This window comes from Staphylococcus warneri (assembly GCF_900636385.1).
In the GTDB taxonomy this organism is placed as follows: domain Bacteria; phylum Bacillota; class Bacilli; order Staphylococcales; family Staphylococcaceae; genus Staphylococcus; species Staphylococcus warneri.
In genome coordinates this window covers 435,643-454,343 of record NZ_LR134269.1, presented here as the reverse complement: position 1 = coordinate 454,343, position 18,701 = coordinate 435,643, and the positions used below count along the sequence as shown (strand labels likewise).

18 protein-coding genes are annotated in these 18,701 nt (G+C 33.8%); 8 read left to right on the top strand and 10 right to left on the bottom strand.

Features of this window, described 5'->3' with window-relative positions; translation table 11 throughout:
* Positions 1–362 precede the first annotated feature (362 nt).
* Positions 363–809 (top strand): antiholin-like murein hydrolase modulator LrgA, encoded by a 447-nt coding sequence (gene lrgA / locus EL082_RS02050; protein WP_002466455.1) that lies wholly within the window; start codon positions 363–365, stop codon positions 807–809.
* A gap of 2 nt (positions 810–811) precedes the next feature.
* On the top strand, positions 812–1,516 hold the full coding sequence (lrgB, locus tag EL082_RS02045) for an antiholin-like protein LrgB (RefSeq protein ID WP_002466453.1): 705 nt from the start codon (positions 812–814) through the stop codon (positions 1,514–1,516).
* 62 nt (positions 1,517–1,578) lie between these two features.
* On the opposite strand, the gene EL082_RS02040 is transcribed toward lrgB, so the two are convergent.
* The 4 genes from EL082_RS02040 to EL082_RS02025 are packed head-to-tail and all read right to left on the bottom strand — an operon-like array spanning position 1,579 to position 5,134.
* Positions 1,579–2,268 (bottom strand): ABC transporter permease, encoded by a 690-nt coding sequence (locus EL082_RS02040; protein ID WP_103286179.1) that lies wholly within the window; start codon positions 2,266–2,268, stop codon positions 1,579–1,581.
* A 2-nt stretch (positions 2,269–2,270) separates the two neighbouring features.
* A complete protein-coding gene (locus EL082_RS02035; protein WP_103286180.1) occupies positions 2,271–3,224 on the bottom strand; it encodes an osmoprotectant ABC transporter substrate-binding protein in 954 nt (317 codons plus the stop codon).
* 21 nt (positions 3,225–3,245) lie between these two features.
* A complete protein-coding gene (locus EL082_RS02030) occupies positions 3,246–3,881 on the bottom strand; it encodes an ABC transporter permease (protein ID WP_015364713.1) in 636 nt (211 codons plus the stop codon).
* Complete coding sequence (locus EL082_RS02025; protein ID WP_002466464.1) at positions 3,881–5,134, bottom strand: betaine/proline/choline family ABC transporter ATP-binding protein; 1,254 nt, start codon at positions 5,132–5,134, stop codon at positions 3,881–3,883. The genes EL082_RS02030 and EL082_RS02025 overlap by 1 nt, the downstream gene beginning before the upstream one ends.
* 503 nt (positions 5,135–5,637) lie before the next feature.
* Between EL082_RS02025 and EL082_RS02020 the strand changes: the two genes are divergently transcribed.
* The gene (locus tag EL082_RS02020; RefSeq protein WP_015364712.1) at positions 5,638–6,417 is read left to right on the top strand and encodes a (S)-acetoin forming diacetyl reductase; all 780 of its coding nucleotides are present in this window, start codon (positions 5,638–5,640) and stop codon (positions 6,415–6,417) included.
* Between the two features lie 251 nt (positions 6,418–6,668).
* On the opposite strand, the gene EL082_RS02015 is transcribed toward EL082_RS02020, so the two are convergent.
* On the bottom strand, positions 6,669–7,268 hold the full coding sequence (locus EL082_RS02015) for a YdeI/OmpD-associated family protein (protein WP_015364711.1): 600 nt from the start codon (positions 7,266–7,268) through the stop codon (positions 6,669–6,671).
* 177 nt (positions 7,269–7,445) lie between these two features.
* Between EL082_RS02015 and EL082_RS02010 the strand changes: the two genes are divergently transcribed.
* Both EL082_RS02010 and EL082_RS02005 read left to right on the top strand, forming a co-directional pair.
* On the top strand, positions 7,446–9,158 hold the full coding sequence (locus EL082_RS02010) for an APC family permease (protein WP_103286181.1): 1,713 nt from the start codon (positions 7,446–7,448) through the stop codon (positions 9,156–9,158).
* A 129-nt stretch (positions 9,159–9,287) separates the two neighbouring features.
* Positions 9,288–10,652, top strand: coding sequence for a carboxylesterase family protein (locus EL082_RS02005; RefSeq protein WP_026088936.1), 1,365 nt, complete (start codon positions 9,288–9,290; stop codon positions 10,650–10,652).
* A 61-nt stretch (positions 10,653–10,713) separates the two neighbouring features.
* Here the strand turns inward: EL082_RS02005 and EL082_RS02000 are convergent, their stop codons facing one another.
* The 5 genes from EL082_RS02000 to lnsB form a co-directional block, all read right to left on the bottom strand.
* Positions 10,714–11,889: an MFS transporter gene (locus tag EL082_RS02000; protein ID WP_015364710.1), complete on the bottom strand. Its 1,176-nt coding sequence runs from the start codon at positions 11,887–11,889 to the stop codon at positions 10,714–10,716.
* A gap of 152 nt (positions 11,890–12,041) precedes the next feature.
* Complete coding sequence (locus EL082_RS01995; protein ID WP_002467069.1) at positions 12,042–12,815, bottom strand: ABC transporter permease; 774 nt, start codon at positions 12,813–12,815, stop codon at positions 12,042–12,044.
* Positions 12,808–13,470 carry an ABC transporter ATP-binding protein gene (locus tag EL082_RS01990; protein WP_103286182.1) on the bottom strand — a complete coding sequence of 221 codons (663 nt, stop codon included), beginning with the start codon at positions 13,468–13,470 and terminating at the stop codon, positions 12,808–12,810. Before EL082_RS01990 ends, EL082_RS01995 begins: the two co-directional genes overlap by 8 nt.
* A gap of 147 nt (positions 13,471–13,617) precedes the next feature.
* Positions 13,618–14,406 (bottom strand): CPBP family glutamic-type intramembrane protease, encoded by a 789-nt coding sequence (locus EL082_RS01985; RefSeq protein WP_002467090.1) that lies wholly within the window; start codon positions 14,404–14,406, stop codon positions 13,618–13,620.
* Positions 14,407–14,436: 30 nt separating this feature from the next.
* Positions 14,437–15,189 carry a CPBP family lipoprotein N-acylation protein LnsB gene (gene lnsB / locus EL082_RS01980; RefSeq protein WP_002467084.1) on the bottom strand — a complete coding sequence of 251 codons (753 nt, stop codon included), beginning with the start codon at positions 15,187–15,189 and terminating at the stop codon, positions 14,437–14,439.
* Positions 15,190–15,396: 207 nt separating this feature from the next.
* Between lnsB and EL082_RS01975 the strand changes: the two genes are divergently transcribed.
* From EL082_RS01975 to arsB, 3 genes are all read left to right on the top strand, one after another.
* Positions 15,397–16,974 (top strand): FMN-binding glutamate synthase family protein, encoded by a 1,578-nt coding sequence (locus EL082_RS01975; protein WP_002467074.1) that lies wholly within the window; start codon positions 15,397–15,399, stop codon positions 16,972–16,974.
* A 110-nt stretch (positions 16,975–17,084) separates the two neighbouring features.
* Positions 17,085–17,402, top strand: coding sequence for an ArsR/SmtB family transcription factor (locus EL082_RS01970; RefSeq protein WP_002467078.1), 318 nt, complete (start codon positions 17,085–17,087; stop codon positions 17,400–17,402).
* The gene (gene arsB, locus EL082_RS01965) at positions 17,402–18,691 is read left to right on the top strand and encodes an arsenite efflux transporter membrane subunit ArsB (protein ID WP_026088937.1); all 1,290 of its coding nucleotides are present in this window, start codon (positions 17,402–17,404) and stop codon (positions 18,689–18,691) included. Before EL082_RS01970 ends, arsB begins: the two co-directional genes overlap by 1 nt.
* Positions 18,692–18,701 lie beyond the last annotated feature (10 nt).

The window sequence follows — 18,701 nt, the reverse complement described above, 5'->3', positions numbered from 1 at the left end:
TAACGTCTTGAACTATACAAATGATAGTATTATCGTTAAAAATAGGTAAGCGTTTTCGATTTGATAATACGAGGATTTGTTAAATTGATAACGATGATCCCTATTAATTATTTTGAAAATTGTCACTGAAATGACGAATTCAATATACAAATTAATATGAAATGTATTGTATAATCACTTGTGAATTACTTCACAAAAGATTCGTTTGAAATTTGCAATTTAAGCTTTATTTATTTTTTTAAAACCTAATAACAAGTCAGTCGCTTTTTTTGTTTTAAATGAGTAAGTGAGTCGTATTTTTGACAAATCCAAACGTTCTTACCAAATCATTTTATACAAATAGAACAGGAGGAATGTATGTTATGGCTAACTCACCTTCTCAAAGTGAACGAGTTCAACATACATCTGGAAGAGTGTATCATTTCTTCCAACAGGCTTTAACACTTGCAGTTATTTTATTTATTTCCAAGATCATTGAAGCAGTCATGCCTATCCCAATGCCCGCTTCAGTAATCGGTTTAGTTTTATTATTTATAGCTTTATGTACTGGCATTGTTAAATTGGAACAGGTTGAATCCGTAGGAACTGCTTTAACGAATAACATCAGTTTCTTATTCGTTCCAGCTGGGATTTCAGTTATCAATTCATTACCGATTTTAAGTAAAAGTCCAATACTGATTATCTTACTTATTATTATTTCAACTATTTTCTTATTAGTATGTACTGGTTATGCATCTCAGTTACTTGTGACTAAATCACTATTCCCAAGTAAAGAGAAAAATGAAGAAACTAGTCGTATAGGAGGTTAATCATGGCGGACTATTTAGGTATTAATACACCCTATTTCGGTATTTTATTATCATTAATCCCATTTGTTATAGCTACATATTTTTATAAAAAGACAAATGGCTTTTTCTTACTTGCACCTTTATTTGTAAGTATGGTTGTAGGTATTGCTTTCTTAAAATTAACAGGTATTAGCTATCAAAGTTACAAAATCGGTGGCGACATTATATATTTCTTCTTAGAGCCAGCGACAATCAGTTTTGCTATACCTTTATATAAAAAACGTGATGTGTTAAAAAAATATTGGTTACAAATATTCGGTGGTATCGCATTAGGTACAGTTGTAGCTTTAATATTAATTTACTTAGTTGCTTCATTATTCCAATTTGGTAATCAAATTGTTGCATCAATGTTACCTCAAGCTGCTACAACAGCGATTGCTTTACCAGTATCTGAAGGTATCGGTGGAGTAAAAGAGTTAACATCATTAGCTGTTATTCTTAATGCTGTTGTTATCTCTGCGCTCGGTACTAAGATTGTACAATGGTTTAAAATTACCAATCCAATTGCACGTGGTTTAGCGTTAGGTTCTAGTGGTCATACACTAGGTGTTGCAGCCGCAAAAGATTTAGGTGAAACTGAAGAATCAATGGGTAGTATTGCCGTTGTTATCGTTGGTGTCATCGTCGTCGCAATTGTGCCAATATTAGCACCTATTTTATTAGGTTAAATCATTTGATATAAGATAAGAGGCCTGAACAAAAATCATAGTTCAGACCTCTTTTTTATATTTTATTTGATTTGTTGTGGTTGATGTTCCAATTTCTTTTTATTTTTACGAGTAGGATCTAATCGTTTTTCTAAAAATCTTAAACCTAAATCAATTAAAATGGCTATTAATGCAATAGGGATTGCCCCTGCAAGGATGAAAGTCGTACCGTCTGTTGAATTGGTACCTCGGATGATAATATCACCAAGCGTTGGCGCTCCGATAAATGAACCAATTGCCACAATTCCAATTGCTACAACGAGCGCAATACGTATACCACCAATGATGACTGAAAGAGATAGTGGTAATTCAATCATACGTAAAACTTGGTTTCTCGTCATACCCATGCCTTTACCAGCATCTTTAATATTCTCATCTACATCTACAATGCCCGTGTACGTATTCTTAATAATTGGTAATAATGAATATAAGAATACGGTAACAACTACTGTAGTTGGACCAAGTCCCATCGCTAACATTAAAATGGCCAACATGGCAATGGCTGGAACAGTTTGAATGATATTAGCAATCGTGATGATTGGCCATGCTAATTTTTTATATCGTGCAATGACAATACCAATCGGTATCCCAATGATACATGCAAAGAGCACACCATATACTGACATAAGTAAATGTTTAAAGAATAGTTCCATTAGGTAGCCAAAGTTTAATGAGTAATATTCAATAATAGATTGGAATAAATTACCTTTCATGATTATTGACCACCTTTCTTACTATTTTTGTCGTTTTCGAAATAGTTATGTTTTTTCAAGTATTCTTCAGCAATGATAGCTGGTTCTTTACCTTTACCATCTGCTTCGTAATTTAATTTCTGCATTTCTTTTGTTGACACTTTACCTTCTAACTTTTTCAAGGCCGTATCAATTTTCGGATTATCTTTAATCACTTTTTCAGTCGCTAGTGGACTACCATCATATGGTGGGAAGAATTTAAGATCATCTTTTAAGATTTTTAAATCATATGCTGCAATACGACCATCAGTAGAATATCCTACAGCAACATCTAATTTTTTATTTTTCAGTGCATCATATACTAGTCCAATTTGCATTGGTCGTGCACTAGCAAATTTGAATCCATAATCTTTAACGAATGCTGGATAGCCATCGCCTGCTCTATTCATCCATTGCGTATCCATACCTAATCGTAATTCGTCTTTATGTTTTTCTAAGTCTGATACTTTTTCTAAGTGATATTTCTTAGCTGTTTCTTTTGTCACCATAAACGCATACGTATTCGCAAAACCTAATGAATTATAATACTTTTGATCATATTTTTTCTTAAATAGTCTTTGTGACTCTGCCATGGCTTTTTTAGGATCTTTCGTCGGTTTGGCATCCAATACACTTGTTAATTCGGTACCTGTGTATCTTACCGCAGACATATTGACGTCACCGCGCTGTAATGCGTTATGTTGAATAATACTAGAACCTAAGTTACCTATAATTGTAGGTTTAATTTTGCCTTTAGTTTCATGTTCAATCATTAATTTTTCCATATTAGCAATGATTTTAGTTTCACTCGTCTCAGTTGTTGTAATTTTTACATCATTCTTTGAATTGCCGTCCCCTAAACCTGGCAAACTACACCCAGATAATACTAAGAGGGACAACGCAATAAGAATCACTGTATATTTGATATGTTTCTTCATATTGATAAATCCTCCCTTTTCTTATCTAGATACTTTTAAACCTTTAGGTACTGCCCATTTTTCAACTAATGATAATAAAAAGTCGACAATTAGTGCTAGTAACGTAACTAATATTGCTGCACTAATAATCATTGGTGGTTGATATAAATTCAATCCGTTAAATACTAAATCACCAAGACCACCTGCGCCGACATAACTCGCTAATGTAGCCCAACTAATAACATATACACTTGAAAGGCGTATACCACTAATAATCATAGGTAACGCCAATGGCATTTGAACATCTTTCATTAATTGAAATTGTGTCATTCCCATACTTTGTCCAGCTTGTATTACATTTTTATCAATGTTTTTCACGCCGAGTACCGTATTATTTAATATTGGTAATAAAACATAGATAAACAACGCCACAATCGCTGGTGTCTTCCCTACACCAAAGATAGGTATCATAATAGCTAATACTGCTAATGTTGGAATAGTTTGTAAAACACCCGCAATAGTTAAAACTACATTGGCCGTTTTCGTTGTTCTAGACAATAGGATGCCTACCGGAACAGCTACGACGATTGCAATCAGTAAAGCAATGATAGAAATATAGAAATGTTCAATCGTCTTAGATACGAGCTGACTTCCATATTCATTCAAGAATGCTTTCATTATCGCTCATCTCCCGTTTCATGCTTATTCGCCTCTTCTGTAACACTAGCATCATTTTGTTGATGAGCTTGATGTTCTGAATTTGCTATATCACTATTAACAGATTCGTCAGAAGGTTGAGTTAGTTGTGTGTCGCTTGCTTCACCCCAAATAGAGTCATAAACGATGTCAACTAAGTTAGCACGTGTAATCAAACCAATGAGGATATTGTCGTCATCAACAACTGGAATATTTCTAACATTACGTTTTAAAATTGTACGTACTGAGTCTTGTAATTTCGAATCGATATGTACTTTATAAATATCACGTTGCATCGTATCAATCAGTTCTTTTCTTGCACGGAGTCCTTGATTGATATCCTCTATGTCTAAAAATCCTAATAATTTGTGATGGTTGTTTACAACAAATATGGTATCTACACGTTTCTCTCTCATGATATTGACCGCATCATTAAGTGAATCATCTGCGTGTACTGTGATCGGTTTAATCATTGCGCCTTCAACCGTTTTCATATTTGGTCTATCTTGAATCAATCTATTCTGACCAATAAAGTCTTTTACAAAATCATTTGCAGGATTTCTTAAAATATTGTCAGGTGTATCGAATTGTACGACTTTACCTTTCGACATAATACAAATTTTATCGGCCAATTTAATAGCTTCATCCATATCATGTGTCACAAAAATAAATGTTTTACCTAATTTTTGTTGAAGTTCTTTCACTAAATCTTGCAATGTATCTCGTGTAATTGGATCAAGCGCACCAAATGGTTCATCCATTAAGATGATGTCTTGTTCAGCCGCAAGGGCTCTTACTACCCCAATACGTTGTTGTTGACCACCAGATAGTTCAGCCGGATAACGGTCTAAATATTCGACTGGTAGGTCTACAAGTTTTATGAGTTCTTCTGCCTTTTGGTCTTTCTTTTCTTTAGACCATTTTAGTAATTTCGGTACAAGTACAATGTTTTCTCTAATAGTCATGTGAGGCATCAAACCAATTTGCTGAATGACATAACCAATACTTCTTCTTAATTCAACTGGGTTCATATTACGTACATCTTTGCCGTTCATTTGAATTTGGCCATCTGTTGCTTCAATCATTCGGTTAATCATTCTTAAAGCAGTGGTTTTACCGCTACCACTTGTCCCAATAAAGGCGATAAATTCACCTGATTCAATATCAAGCGTTAAATTATCTACTGCCTTTTTATTCCCAGAGTAAATCTTGGTTAAATTCTTAATGCTTAACATGATTGTTTTCCCCTTCCATATTGTAAAAAATGACGAATTAATACGATGACAATTAAAAAAGGCCTACAGAGCAGTTGTTAACAAAATAAAATATTAGTTGAACAAGAGCACGAAGGCCTTTCTTTTAAAATTTGTAACTACGATAAAATGCGAATCACACTTCATTAATGTTGTGCTCCCAACACTTAATGCTATTTTAATTGCACGCATATTCGACAACGATATAAATATATACCCTATATAATTTTAGTAAACCTATTGCATTTTTACAAAATTTAACTGTTCACCCTTAACATTTTTATAAAGTTCTTATTTCAATTGATTAATTATATAAAAGGATAAATATGCTTAGTATTTTATAACCTAATGAATTATGAAAATTATTTTAAGAAAAATTGACAATACATTGAATTATACTTTTATGTTACACATTTATAATTTTTTATTTCATTTTTGTGCTATGTTGAGCTTGTAACCAAAATATAGACAAAGAAGGGTTTTATATGAGTCAAGAAAGCAAAGTATCAGTTGTAACAGGCGGTGCACAAGGCATTGGGTATCAAATCGTTAAACGTTTATTTGATGATGGATTCAAAGTTGCCATTGTGGATTTCAACGGAGAAGGCGCAATTCAAGCGGCACAATCTTTAACACAAGATGACTCAAAGGTTTTAGCCATTAAAGCTGATGTAGCCAATCGTGATGATATATTTAGTGCTATAAATCAAACAGTTGAACATTTTGGTGATTTCCATGTTTTAGTGAGCAATGCTGGTTTAGGACCCATGACACCGATTGATTCCATTACTCCTGAAGACTTTGACAAAGTATATGGCGTCAATGTCAAAGGTGTTTTATGGGGGATTCAAGCCGCACATGCACAATTCAAACAATTAGGTCATGGCGGAAAAATTATTAATGCTACGTCTCAAGCTGGCGTAGAAGGTAATGCAGGCTTATCACTTTATAGTAGTAGTAAATTTGCTGTGCGAGGTTTAACTCAAGTTGCTGCACGTGATCTAGCACATGAATCTATTACAGTAAATGCATTTGCGCCTGGTATTGTTCAAACACCAATGATGGAAGGTATTGCTAAGAAAACTGCTGAAGAAGCTGGACAACCTGAATCTTGGGGTTGGAAACAATTTACAGATCAAATCGCTTTAGGCAAACTTTCACAACCTGAAGATGTATCAAATGTTGTTAGTTTCTTAGCTGGCAAAGATTCAGATTATATTACTGGCCAAACGATTATTGTTGATGGTGGGATGAGATTCCATTAATCCTCTTTATTAAATGCTTAAACACTCATAAAAATAAGAAGAGGGACAGAAATATATATTTCAAGTTACATTCATATTTAGGCAGTAGTTGACTGTATAGTCATTCATTTTCTTTAGAAATTAGTATTTCTTATGCATGAGTTTCACTCATGTATTCCTATTTTAAAGTACACATTAGCTGTGGCTAATGCGTAAGAACCACTAAATAAATGATTAGTGGTTCTTTATTATTTCGGTCCCACTCCCTCTTGCTATTTGTCATGCATACCTTTTCCTTCTAAAATGTGATTAATATATTTGTCCACTCTTTTTTGTCTGGTATCTGCTCGTTTGGCATCACCAATATGATGCAAGTATTGACGTTGTCTTCCAGGTGTTAATTGATCGAACGCTTCTTTTAATTCTGGCATCGCATCGAATTGTTGTTGTAATTCCTCTGGCACCTCAAAATCTTCTGTTTTCTTTAATTCAACTTGTTTACCAGACTTTTCAATGTCAATAGCTTGTTTCACATAATCAATAATTTCTTCTTTACGTGATTGAATTTCCTCTAAAGTTGTAAATCGTAGCTGTCTTGCGGCTTGTACATTTTTAGTTTGTCTAATTAAAGTATTTTTAGAATCTTCAATAAGTGCACCTTTAAAGAATAAAAGTGCTACATACGTTTTAAAACCATGAATAAGAACCACATTTTTATTATTAATAGTGTAACAAGGGTGCATCCATTTATAATCTTCGTCCAACTCGTCAAAATCAACTATAAGTTCTCTTAAATAGTTATATTCTTCTTTCCATTGACTATCTTTTTTCAAAAATTTTTCTACTTCCAAATTGTTATTTTTCTCTACCATGTCATTGCCCTACTTTCTATTGATTCTGCCATTTCTCCACTATTATAAACTATAATATTAAAAAAACTAATTTTATACATTTAAATAAAAATTACAATATACACATTTGACTAATATTTTAACTAGCGTATAATAATGGCGTAGTATTTTCAGAATATAAAAGAATGAGGAGTCAATATGGCAAATAAAAATGAAACAGAATCGAATAACAGTAAGATTAATCTGCCCCAGTTAGTGTTACTCGGATTAGGGTCATTAATTGGTTCAGGCTGGTTATTTGGTGCTTGGGAAGCATCGTCAATTGCAGGACCAGCATCTATCATTTCTTGGATTATTGGATTCGTCGTTATAGGAACCATCGCCTATAACTACATTGAAATTGGAACTATGTTCCCACAATCTGGTGGTATGAGTAACTATGCTCAATATACACATGGTTCATTACTCGGTTTCATAGCCGCTTGGGCAAACTGGGTATCACTCGTAACAATTATACCTATTGAAGCAGTTTCAGCTGTTCAATATATGAGTTCTTGGCCTTGGGATTGGGCTAAACCGATGGGTAGTTTAATGAAAGATGGTTCAATCAGTACAACAGGTTTAATCGCTGTTTATGCTATTATTATTATCTTCTCTTTATTAAATTACTGGTCAGTTAAACTATTAACTTCATTTACAAGTTTAATTTCATTCTTCAAACTTGGAGTTCCATTATTAACAATTATTATGTTAATGATTTCTGGCTTTGATACAGGAAATTATGGTCACTCAGTAGGTACATTCATGCCTTACGGTAGTGCACCAATATTCGCAGCAACAACAATGTCAGGTATTATTTTCTCATTTAATGCATTCCAAACAATCATTAATATGGGATCAGAAATTAAAAGCCCTGAAAAGAATATTGCGCGTGGTATTGCTATTTCACTTACAATTAGTGCTGTGCTTTATATCGTGTTACAAAGTACATTCATCACTTCTATGCCACAGTCAATGATTCATGAACATGGTTGGAGTGGTATTAACTTCAACTCTCCATTTGCTGACATGGCCATTTTATTAGGTTTAAATTGGTTAGCCATTTTACTTTATATTGAAGCTGTAGTGTCACCATTTGGTACTGGTGTATCATTTGTTGCTGTAACTGGTCGTGTATTACGCGCCATGGAAAAAAATGGGCACATCCCTAAATTCTTAGGTAAAATGAACGAAAAATATAAAATCCCACGTGTTGCAATTGTGTTTAACGCAATCATCAGTATGGTAATGGTTACACTATTCCGTGACTGGGGTACGTTAGCAGCAGTTATTTCAACTGCAACATTAGTTGCTTATCTAACTGGTCCAACGACAGTTATTGCATTACGTAAAATGGGTCCTAAGATGACACGTCCATTTAGAGCTAGAATTTTAAAATTCATGGCCCCATTATCATTCGTTCTTGCGTCACTAGCTATTTATTGGGCCATGTGGCCAACAACAGCAGAAGTTATATTAATCATCATTTTAGGTTTACCAATTTATTTCTTCTATGAATATAAAATGAATTGGAAAAACACTAAAAAACAAATCGGCGGAAGCTTATGGATTATTGTTTATCTCGTCGTACTTTCATTCCTATCATTTATTGGTAGTAAAGAATTCAAAGGTTTAAACTGGATACATTATCCATGGGATTTCTTAGTTATCATCATCGTTGCACTTATTTTCTATCAATTAGGTGCAATTAGTTCATTCGAAAGTGTCTACTTCAGACGTGCTAAGAAAATGAATAGTAACATGGGTGATAAACTTAAGAAACGTAAACGTCGTGAGAAACGCGAAAAAATCGCTGAAAAACGTCAAGAACAACAAGATAAAGAAGAAAAACGCCAAAACAAAGAAGAATAAACTCATAAATCAAATTAAAACTGCTAACGATTGTAAACATCGTTAGCAGTTTTTTTATACATATAGCTGACTTTAATCATTTATTATATAGTGTTATTAAAGATGACTTTGAAAGGACGATTGACAATGATGGTTAACATAACTTTAAATAACCGTATCGTTAAAGGTATTTATAATAATGAAAATGATATTGACGCATTCCTTGGTATTCGTTATGCCGATCTCAAATATGGTCGATTTAAACATTCTGAATTGATTACATCATTGCCTAAATCGGTAGACGCAACCTTTTTCAATAACATCCCCCCACAACCGTATAACCAACTTGAAGATTTTTTCTCAAGTGGTGTTTACTTTCATTTCAATCAATTTACACAAGATGAAGATTGTTTATATTTAAATATATGGCGACGTCATCACTCTCAAAATAAAACTCGACCTGTCATCATCTATTTTTACGGTGGCGGATTTGTCAATGGCCACGGTAGCGCTGAACTATATCAACCTCAATCTGTCGTCGAACAAGAAGATGTGATTGTCGTCACATTTAACTATCGATTAGGTTCTTGGGGATTTTTAGATTGGTCCTTTTTCAATTCAAATTACGAATGTAATAATGGGCTTTCTGATCAAATCAATGCGATCAAATGGGTACACCACCATATTAAAAATTTCGGTGGAGATCCTAATAACGTTACGTTAATAGGGCAATCTGCAGGGAGTATGAGTATCATGGCTTTGATGCAATTGCCAGAGACAGAATCCTATTTCCATAAAGTCATGTTATTAAGCGGTACATTGCGCTTAGACAGTCGAAAGATAGGCTATGAAAAAGCACAAAATTTTAGTGAAATCATAGCGGAAAACTACCCTAACTCAACCATAGATTCATTAACTACAGAAAATATCATGAATATCATGAATTTAGACCAAACAACTCGTGGCCAGTCCAAAGGTTTAGAATTAATTTACGCACCTATTCAAACATCATCAATGACAATGAATAATCCCAATTTCTCAAAGCCGATATTTGTTTCTTATACTCAAAATGAAGGTGATATTTATATAAAAAATGAATCTCGAAAGTTATCACCTGATCGCTTTGTTAAAGCTATGGCTTTTAATGGTGTAGAAATAGAAATCAGTGATGCCATTAGTGCGCAACAACAATCTACATGTATTACTGACTATATTTTTCAACAACCCGCACATGACTTTTTGAAAAGCATCAGTCATAATCCCAACAGATGGCTAGCTTCCTTTCAATGGCACCAACCAAATAACACTTATTATCACTCTGCTTATCATATATTAGATATAGTCTTTTGGTTCGGTCATTTGGACATTTTAAAAGCTAATGGCTTAGATGTCACGACTCACGAACGTGAATTAAGTATGAAAATGATTCACGACCTTGCATACTTTGCAAGATTTAGTAAGATGCCGTGGCTACCATATCAAGTGGGTCATACAACACCACATATTTATGACTAAAAAAGGAGTAGGACAGAAATAAATTTTTAAGAAAATATTATTTCTGTCCCACTCCCTTTCATTATGCTTCTTTTTTAGCAAAGTGAATATTCTTTAATGTAAGGGTAACGACTAATCCTAGAAAGCCAATCAAGGCACTTGTGTATGTCACTGCATGTACTGATAGATGTGATACGACTAAACCACCGATTATACCACCCATTCCGATACCTGCGTTTAAGCTAGACATGTTCCAACTCATCACCTGGCTTGTATCTCCTTCAACATGTTCTATAAGACCACTCTGCACTGCAGGATTCGTACTCCATTGCATAATATTCCAAACAAATAATCCGATTAATAACATGATCGTACCTGATAGAATGAAATTTAAGACAAGCATCATAACGATAAATATCGTAATAGAGATGATTAACCAACGCTTACTTGTCCATTTATCTGCAAAGATACCTCCCAATGATGTACCTATCACACCAGCAACACCATTAATTAGTAATGCCAGTGATACAAATGACATTTCATGGCCATTTGATAAAATCAGTGGATTAATATATACAAATGTGACTGAGTTCGCTACTAAAATTAAAAATGTAATTATAATGAATTTTGCTACTTCAGCTGGACGTAATACTTTAGATATTACCTGATTAGAATGGTCAGCGTCTGTATGATTAGCATGACTCAGTTCATGTTCTTTAGGTAAATACAACATCATTAGTATACCTACAATGACACTGACAGCCACAATAAATATAAAAGTAAAACGCCAACCTACCCAATCGCCTATTAATGTTCCAATAGGTACACCAAATACATTGGCACCACTAAATCCTGAATAGACAACACCAATCATCTTACCTCGATTTTTAGGTGAAGTTAACATTGCAGTCAACGCAAGTACTTTAACAATAATGAGTGATGCTGCTGCAGAGGACAGAATACGTCCTATCACTAAAATAGTGAAATTAGGCGCTATTGCTATAATTAAATTCCCTATAATAAAAGTCACTAATGTCCAAAGTAATATCGATTTAGCTTTAAAACGTTGCGTCACTTTAACCAGAATCGGTCCACAAATGGCAAATGTTAAAGCATATAACGTAACAAGTTGGCCAATGACGGCTTCAGATACATGTAAATCTTGGCTCATTAAATTCATAATACCTGCTACCATCATCTCGACCATACCAACGATAAACACACTAAAAATGAAAGTAACGATACGCATCATCGACATTTTTCATATCCCCCTTTCATAAATTTTTCAATGTTTATAGCATAAAAAAACAGCTACAAACCCATTTAACTAAGATAAGTAACTGTTTCATTATATAATATTTTTTCATTATTTTGTTTGTCAGGAAATCAAAAGTTTAAAACTTTTCTTCATTAACTTGACTTAATGTCTGTATTTCTTGCTATTAATTGGTGTCTTGCATTAAAGAATTGGCCGTAGCTCATGTATGTAGCAAGGAGTGCAGACATAATCGTAGCTGTTGTATGGATAAATACCACTAACAATTGAAATTTAATAGCTTGTAATGGCGGCACCCCACCGATAATCAATCCTGTCATCATACCTGGTATAGACACAAGCCCATATGTTTTAACGGAATCAATCGTTGGCACGATAGCTAATCTAATACTTTCTCTAATTGATGATTTAGAAGCAAGTTTCGGTGTCGCTGCTAATGTTAATTTCGATTCTATTTCGGAAACATCTTGTACAAATGCACGATCTAAATTTTGATAGGCTAAATTAATCGCAATTAAACCATTATTGGCTAACATCCCACCTATTGGAATCACTTCATTAGCAGTAAAATCAATGGCCCCTGTTGCAATCGTACCTGCTAGTGGCAATGCAGTACCTACAAATATTGCAACAAATGAAATCCAAAACACATGATGCATCACTGGGGATGCACGTTGAATGGTATTCCAAGATGCATTAATGATTATCACTAACACACATAAGATAAGTAACCATTTATCATTTATTTTAAAAATATAATGTAGTAAGAAGCCAAGAATGAGCAATTGAATGGTCGCTCTTATCGTTGCTACCACTAAATCTTTAATAATATGTAAGCCTTCCTTATAAGAAATGAGGATAGGAATAAACAGTAACAACGCTGTTAAACATAATGCCGTATTACTCATGTTGATTCAACTCCTCTATCTTAGCAATTTCACCATCAATGATTGTCATTCTCTTTTGAAAATGTCTCATACTTTGGTCATCGCTATGTGTAATCCATAAAATCGCTATACCTTCTTCAGCCATTTTAAAAATAATATCTTCTACGCGTTCTTTATTATGTGTATCTAAAGCACTTGTCGATTCATCTAATAATAAGACTTCGGGTTCAAACATTAATTGTCGTGCAATTGTGATACGTTGTTTTTCCCCTCCTGACATATGTTCAATTTCTGCAGATAAATCATAGTCTCCTAGGCCTACTTTTTCTAAAAGGTTAAGTGCTTTATCTTTATCAAATGCTTGGTTTCTCGATTCTGAAGGAAACTTCATATTATCTTCAATCGTTGTACCAATCATCTCACTTTGTTGCATTAAGTAACTCACCTTCATACGAATACTTTCAGGTGTGTAGTCATGATAAGGTTTGCCGTTTAAATACAATGTGCCCAATGTAGGTTCAATCAAATGATTAAGTTGCTTTAAAAGTGTACTTTTGCCACTTCCTGAAGGGCCAATAATCGCTATAGTATCACCTTTATCCACCTTAAAATTAATATCCTTTAAAATTGTTCGGTGATCCGCTTCGTAAGTTAAATGTTCAATTTCTAATAACATGTTACACGCTCCTTTAAATCCCATTACACTACTCATTCCCGTTTTCCCACGTTAAATAACAATATAATTAATTTTTATGATAATTTAAATTATAAAAAAAGAGAATGTGCTTTTATACACATCCTCTCATTATTTATTTCTAAAATTTTATAAAGTAAATAAAATCACAACAAAAGATATCGCGTTGTTAATCATATGCAGGGCTATTGAAGCTGCTAAATTACGTTTCGTAAGATGATAAGCAGCTACGAAACCACTTGCCATAATTACATAAGGTCCTAATTCAAATGGAGATTGCGCTTCTGTCACATGTACCCCTGCAAACATCAGAATCGAAACCACATACATCAAACCATATGTTAATTTCTTACCTAACTCGTGAATTAATAAGTGTCTGAATAACAGTTCCTCTACTATAGGTGTCACAATGACAATATCTAAAAACAATACCGGCCACATCCATGCAGAAGTAAACATTTTTTCTAACATTTTATTATTTTCTGTATCACTAAACTGATATTTCTCTGGTAAAAATTCAACCATTATACCATACAACATATTCAATATGTACATGATAACGATAATGATGATTAAAGTTACTATATATTTTTTAAGATCTTTCACTCTTTGAATAGCTAATGGAATAAGTGTCTTTCGATGCATTAAATAAAATAATAATAGGACTAAACACATTCCAATGAAACCAAATACAGTAGCAAAATTGATACCAATCTCATTAATCCTACTATCAGATTTGATTTCCAGTGACATCGCAACGATGGCACCAATCATCATACCAATCATCGGAAATACGTATTGTCCCACAATGAGGTAAGCAACTATAAGCCAGAAATCTCTTTTAACTATCTTCTTGGACGCAAATTCATTTTTGTGTTGCTGTGAATCTAAGGGTTGTTGTGTGGATTGGTTTTCCATAAAAGACTCCTTTTCACTCTTGAATTAGTTTTACATAATTAACATTTTGAATACCATGATGATAAATAACACGCCTTGTATCCCCGACTGATAAAGATATGCGGCGGCTAGATTCATACCTGATTTAATATAAATCAATGTTGAACCTATTGCCATTATTAAAAATGGTAACATTTCCCACACACTCATCATATCGTACACATGAACCAAAGTCTCAATCATAATAGAAAGTATGATAGTCACAGTAGTAGGCCATATCTTACTTAATTCATGTATGATGAGATGCTTATAAATGATTACCTCCACCATTGGACGTAAGATAACCATTGAAATCATGGTAAAACATAGCGCTGATGGATAATGAAATAATCCCTCAACTCTTCTTTCGTATTGAGTTGGCCCTATACCCAATATGTTAAAGAGCCATCGCAATATACACATTACTATCATTACACCGATAATCATTAACAATATATGTAAGGTCTTGTTTCGTGCAAAATGAAATTGCCTTTTCATGACTTGAGCAATATCAAATTTATGCATCGCAAAAAAGATAAATAATACTAAAAATTGAGCTAAGACAAATCCTATGCTCAAAGATAAGTTATATAAAAACTGGGCTGGTGGCTTTTGGGTGATCATAGCTGTTAATCCTAGTGTGCCAAACACTACGATAATAGGTACCACCATTTGAAATAATATGTATAACGGTATCATTAAAAAATCTTTTTTCATGATTTTGGGTTGGTTCCAAATGTCATGTTGTCTTTGTTGTTGGTTCATGTGTCACCTCCTCCATCGCATTCTATCATAATTACTTTATCATTTTATTATTCATATTAATACATTATTTAAGTTAAATTTCCTTATATAAATATTTCATAAACTTATACAATTAAAATTCTACAATATAAATTTAACCGGTTTCATTGTAAAACATAAAGAAAAGTGTATCATAGTGTTGGAGTAATGATTAAGGGGGGCATTTTAATGAGTGTATTGACTACAATGCAGTTTATCGTCAACATCATTATTATGATTTTTTTATTGGGTGCATTATTGCTAGGTATCATCTGGCTAATCAAAGATAAAAGACAAACACAACACAGTGTGTTAAGAAACTATCCACTATTAGCACGTATTAGATACCTTTCAGAAAAAATGGGACCTGAACTTAGACAATATTTATTTTCTGGTGATAATGAAGGCAAACCATTCTCTCGTACAGATTATAAAAATATTGTATTAGCGGGGAAATATAATTCAAGAATGACTAGTTTTGGGACAATGTCAGATTATAAAGATGGTTTTTACATACAAAATACTATGTTTCCATTACAAGCGAGTGAATTAAAAGTTGATAATACGACACTACTTTCAACTTTTATTTATCAAATCGAGAATGAACGCTTATTTAGTCGTGATGAGCATCGTAAAGGCAAACAGATTGATCCGTTCTACTTAACTGATGACAATGCAGTGGTTCTTGGTGAACATCTAGAACATCCTTATAAAATTAAGCGTTTAGTCGGCCAATCAGGTATGAGTTACGGTGCCTTAGGTAAAAACGCTATCTCAGCATTATCTAAAGGTTTATCTAAAGCTGGTACATGGATGAACACAGGTGAAGGTGGCCTATCAGATTATCATCTTAAAGGTGATGGTGATATCATCTTCCAAATTGGACCTGGGTTATTCGGTGTTAGAGATAAAGAAGGTAATTTCAGTAAAGAACAATTTAAAACAGTTGCCGAACGTAAGAATGTACGTGCTTTTGAATTAAAATTAGCACAAGGTGCAAAAACTCGTGGTGGACATATGGAAGGTAATAAAGTAAATGAAGAAATTGCTAAAATACGTAATGTAGAACCATTTAAAACCATTAACTCACCAAACCGTTTCGAATTTATTCATAATGCTACAGACTTACTCAATTGGGTAGACGATATACAACAGTTAGGCCAAAAGCCTGTTGGATTTAAAATTGTTGTCAGTCGTGTTGAAGAGATCGAGACACTAGTCAAAACCATGGTGGAACTCGATAAATACCCAAGCTTCATCACTGTTGACGGAGGTGAAGGTGGCACGGGGGCAACATTCCAAGAACTTCAAGATGGTGTTGGATTACCTTTACTAACCGCCCTACCTATTGTTTCTGGCATGTTAGAGAAATATGGCGTACGAGATCGTGTGAAAATTTTCGCATCTGGTAAACTGATCACACCAGATAAAATCGCTATTGCTTTAGGATTAGGTGCCGATCTAGTTAATATCGCGCGTGGTATGATGATTAGTGTAGGTTGCATCATGAGTCAACAATGTCATATGAATACATGTCCTGTAGGTGTTGCTACAACTGATCCAAAGAAAGAAAAAGGATTAATTGTTGATGAAAAGCAATACCGTGTAACTAACTATGTCACTAGTTTACATGAAGGTTTATTTAATATTGCTGCAGCTGTAGGCGTATCAAGTCCAACAGAAATCACTGCAGACCATATCATTTATCGAAAATTAGATGGTGGCACACAAACCATCCACGATTACAAATTAAAATTAATTTCATAATAAAGTGTATTTATAAGGCGATCACTTAACAAGTGGTCGTCTTTTTCTGTGCTTTTATCATAGACACTTATCTATATAGATGATAATCTATATATGTTTTGGAGGTCATTATGTCATATCAACAATTAGCATCTATATTAAAGGTACTATCTGATGAAAATCGATTGGAAATTCTAGATATTTTATCATGTGGTGAATTATGTGCGTATGATTTACTACAACATTTTCAAATTTCCCAACCTACCTTAAGTCATCACATGAAAGTTTTAGTTACATATCAATTTGTCTCAATCAGAAAAGAAGGCAATAAACGTTTTTATCAATTAAATCATGAATTTTACACACAAATCATTGATAATTTAAAACTTATTAATACAACACATGATCAATGTGTATGTCAGTCAGTGAAACGAGGTGATCAATCATGATGACCATTCTTGCTATCGTCATATTCCTTATCACACTCGTCTTTGTAATTTGGCAACCTAAAGGATTAGATATTGGTATTACTGCTGTCATTGGTGCCATCGCCGCAATCATTACAGGTGTTGTTAGCCTTTCAGATGTGGTTGAAGTAACTCAAATTGTTTGGAATGCCACATTAACCTTTGTTGCAATTATATTAATATCGTTAATTCTAGACCAAATCGGCTTTTTCGAGTGGGCAGCATTGCATATGGTGCGAGCATCTAAAGGTAATGGTCTCATGATGTTTGTTTTAATCATGGTTCTCGGTGCAATCGTCGCTGCTTTCTTTGCCAACGACGGAGCCGCATTAATCTTAACTCCTATCGTTTTAGCTATGGTTCGTCATTTAGGATTCAATGAGAAAATGGTCTTTCCATTTATTATTGCCAGTGGATTTATTGCAGATACGACGTCGCTACCAATGATTATTAGTAATTTGGTTAATATTGTCTCAGCCGATTACTTTGGCATAGGTTTTGGTGAATATATGAGTCGTATGATGATACCTAACATATTCTCATTAATTGCCAGTATCGTCGTTTTATGGATTTATTTCAGAAAATCAATTCCAAAACGTGTCGATACCACTCATATCAATCATCCGTCATCTGCCTTAAAAGATTTACGTCTATTCCGAATCTCTTGGATTGTCCTTGTAGTATTGATGATTGGTTATTTTGTAAGTGAATGGCTACAAATACCTGTTTCATTGATTGCAGGTGCCATTGCTATCATATTTGTATTACTCGCAAGACAATCGAATGCTGTTCATACGAAACAAGTCATTAAAGGCGCACCATGGAATATTGTCATCTTTTCAATTGGCATGTATTTAGTCGTTTTCGGCTTGAAAAATGCCGGTATCACAACTATATTAGCTCATACACTTTCAAACATTTCAGTTCATGGTTTATTCGCTAGTATTATGAGTATGGGCTTTATTTCAGCTATTCTTTCTTCAATTATGAACAATTTACCAACTGTCTTAATTGATGCGATTGCAATTGGTCAGTCAGGCGTATCTCATTCACTCAAAGAAGGTATGATCTATAGTAATGTGATTGGTTCAGATTTAGGTCCTAAAATCACACCAATAGGTTCACTTGCGACATTATTATGGTTACATGTATTAGCACAAAAAGGCGTCAAAATTTCTTGGGGAACATACTTTAAAACAGGTGTCGTAATCACCATTCCAGTCTTATTCTTCACGTTATTAGGACTATATTTAACACTAATCATTTTTTAATAAGGAGTTC